Below are 2965 nucleotides of genomic sequence, written 5' to 3'. Positions count from 1 at the left end.
GGCCCACTGCGCAAGACCTGCGTTCAGCCTGCACCCAAGTCGCGATTGGCGGTGTCTGGGCTGGCTGTGTATGAAGATCAGAAGCAGATCAAACGCAGCTCAGAAGCAGATCAGAAGCAGATCAAAGGCTTCCCGGCTGAAGCCGGTCCCACAGGCTGCGCGCGCTGCCTTTAGTGGGACCGGCTTCAGCCGGGAAGAGGCCGGTTTGCTCACCACCAATTCTGATCGTTCCCACGCGCCGCGCCGGACGCTCTGCGTCCCGCATACGACGCTCATTCAAGCTTAGGGATGTGACGCGGAGCGTCGCGGGATGCATTCCCACGCGGAGCGTGGGAACGATCAGTGAGCTCAATACACGCGCTGCTTTTAGTAGGACCGGCTTTAGCCGGGAAGCCCTTGATCTGCCTTCGCTTTTGATCTTTCTGCGCATAACGTCCAGACGACACCTATCGCGACTTGGGTGCAGGCTGAACGCAGGTTTTGCGCAGTGGGTCGAGCGGCATGGATGCCGCGAGAGCGCCGTCAGGACATGGATGTCCGTTCGGCGCGGGCCCACGGAGCAAGACCGGAGTGAAGGAACCCGACGAAGGAGGGCCCAACCAGGAGCACAGGCCCTTGGTTACTTGGGGCTTTATCAAGTAACTCGCCGAAGGCGAAACAGTCTGCCCTTAGGCAGACGCTCTTGATCCTGGTTTATTTCGCCGGGTAGATCTCGTCAAACACCCCGCCGTCATTGAAGTGGGTCTTCTGCACGGTGCGCCAGTCGCCGAAGGTTTTTTCGACCGACAGGAAGTCCACTTTCGGGAAGCGGTCGGTGTATTTGGCCAGCACCGCCGGGTCGCGGGGACGCAGGTAGTTGGCAGCGGCAATTTCCTGGCCTTCGGGGGACCAGAGGTACTTCAGATACTCCTCGGCCACCGCGCGGGTCCTTTTTTTGTCGACCACCTTGTCCACGAGGCTCACCGGCGGTTCCGCTTCGGCGGAGACGCTTGGGTAGACCACTTCAAACTGATCGCGGCCGAACTCGCGGGCGATCATCTCGGCCTCGTTCTCGAAGGTCACTAGCACATCGCCGATGTGGTTGGTCATGAACGTGGTGGTCGCGCCACGGCCGCCGGTGTCGAGCACAGGCACGTGGCTGAACAGCGCGCCGACGAATTTTTTGGCCGCTGCTTCATCGCCGCCGTTTTTCAGCGTATAGCCCCAGGCTGACAGGTAGGTGTAGCGGCCGTTGCCCGAGGTTTTCGGGTTTGGCACCACCACCTCAACGCCATCCTTGATCAAGTCGGGCCAGTCTTTCAGTGCCTTCGGGTTGCCCTTGCGCACGATGAACACCGTGGCCGAGGTGAACGGCGCGCTGTTGTTCGGCAGCCGGGTGACCCAGTCCTTCGGCACCAGCCCGCCGTTGTCAGCCAGGGCGTTGATGTCGGTGGCCATGTTCATGGTGATGACATCGGCGGGCAGCCCGTCGATGACCGAGCGCGCCTGTTTGCTGGAACCGCCGTAGGACATCTGGATCGTTGGGCTTTCTTTGTGCTCCGCTTCCCAGTGCTTCTGGAATGCTGCGTTGTAGTCCTTGTAGAAATCGCGCATCACGTCGTAGGACACGTTGAGCAGCGATGGCGCGGCCTGTGCGGCGCTGCCCAGGGCCAGTCCTGCGGCAAGCAGGGAAGCGGCGAAGATCTTTTTCACTGTGAGTTCCTTGTGGCGTTGAGCGCGGGGCTTTGAATGGGCTGCTTGTGAGAGCGCCATTGGTCTAGATCAGAAAAGATGGCCAATGGCTGGCGACTATAACCAATGTCGCCTGTGGCCTCATAGATCGAAAACTCATGTGCTTATGTCACGCCGCGTCTCCTGCGGCGTGCCCAAGGCATCCACCCGGGGAAAAAGCGGATTACCGCAGCGTGAGCAGAACGCCGCGTTGGGCTCATGGGCGTTCTTGGCGCAGACGGGGCAGTCGTGCTGCAGTTGGTCGCCGCGCATGGCGTTGGCCAGTTCGGCGGTAAAGATCCCGGTGGGCACGGCGATGATCGAGTAACCGGTGATCATCACCATCGACGAGAGGATCTGCCCCAGTGGCGTTTTCGGCACGATGTCACCAAAGCCCACCGTGGTCAGGGTGACGATAGCCCAGTAAATGCCCTTGGGGATGCTGGTAAAGCCGTGCTCCGGGCCCTCCACGACATACATCAGCGTGCCGAACACCGTCACCAGGGTCGAGACGGTCGCCAGGAACACAATGATCTTCTGCTTGCTTCCACGCAGGGCGGCGAGCAGGTAATTGGCCTGTTTCAGGTACGGGCTCAGCTTGAGCACGCGGAAAATCCGCAGCATGCGCACCACACGCACGATCAGCAGGTACTGCGCGTCGCTGTAATAGATGGCCAGAATGCCCGGCACGATCGCCAGCAAGTCGATGAGCCCGTAGAAGCTGAACGCGTAGCGCAGCGGTTTGGGCGAGCAGTACAGCCGCAGCACGTACTCCACCGCAAAAATGAACGTGAACGTCCACTCGATCCAGGCCAGCGGGGCGGCGTAGTTGCGATGCACCGCCTCAATGCTGTCGATGATTGCCACGAGCAGGCTGCAGAGGATGAGCACCAGCAGGACCTTGTCGAAGCGTCGGCCGGGTTTGGTGTCACTCTGAAAAACGATGATGCGTAGCTGTTCGCGCCAGCTGATGTTGCTGTCCATGGGGTCTTTCCGCGTGCAAGGTCGGCAGAGCGTGGGACAAAGCGCTCAGGAGCGCAACCTGTCAGGTGTCACACCCACTTTCAGTGGCGCTCACTCCGACGTCTTCCCGGCTGAAGCCGGTCCTACAAACACCGCATACCCCCGTAGGACCGGCTTCAGCCGGGAAGCCGGTCCCACAAACACCGCATACCCCTGCAGGACCGGCTTCAGCCGGGGAGCCGGTCCCACAAACACCGCATACCCCTGTAGGACCGGCTTCAGCCGGGAAGCC

At 60.9% G+C, this 2965-nt stretch carries 2 protein-coding genes; both read right to left on the bottom strand.

The features are described 5' to 3' along the window. Positions 1–693 precede the first annotated feature (693 nt). Entirely contained in the window at positions 694–1692 is a 999-nt protein-coding gene (locus QRN48_RS03330; protein ID WP_285348882.1) for a sulfate ABC transporter substrate-binding protein, read from the bottom strand. A 135-nt stretch (positions 1693–1827) separates the two neighbouring features. Continuing rightward, positions 1828–2694, bottom strand: coding sequence for an ion transporter (locus tag QRN48_RS03325; RefSeq protein WP_191945367.1), 867 nt, complete (start codon positions 2692–2694; stop codon positions 1828–1830). Between the last annotated feature and the right edge of the window lie 271 nt (positions 2695–2965).

Source organism: Pseudomonas sp. ME-P-057, from assembly GCF_030208975.1.
Classification (GTDB): Bacteria; Pseudomonadota; Gammaproteobacteria; order Pseudomonadales; family Pseudomonadaceae; genus Aquipseudomonas; species Aquipseudomonas lutea.
Note: the sequence above shows the minus strand (reverse complement) of the source record. Positions and strands in the feature narration are given on the sequence as shown.

What these genes read in the sequence shown, in the direction of transcription:
- QRN48_RS03325 (WP_191945367.1), bottom strand. Translation starts at nt 2,694, where the DNA reads ATGGACAGCAACATCAGCTGGCGCGAACAGCTACGCATCATCGTTTTT.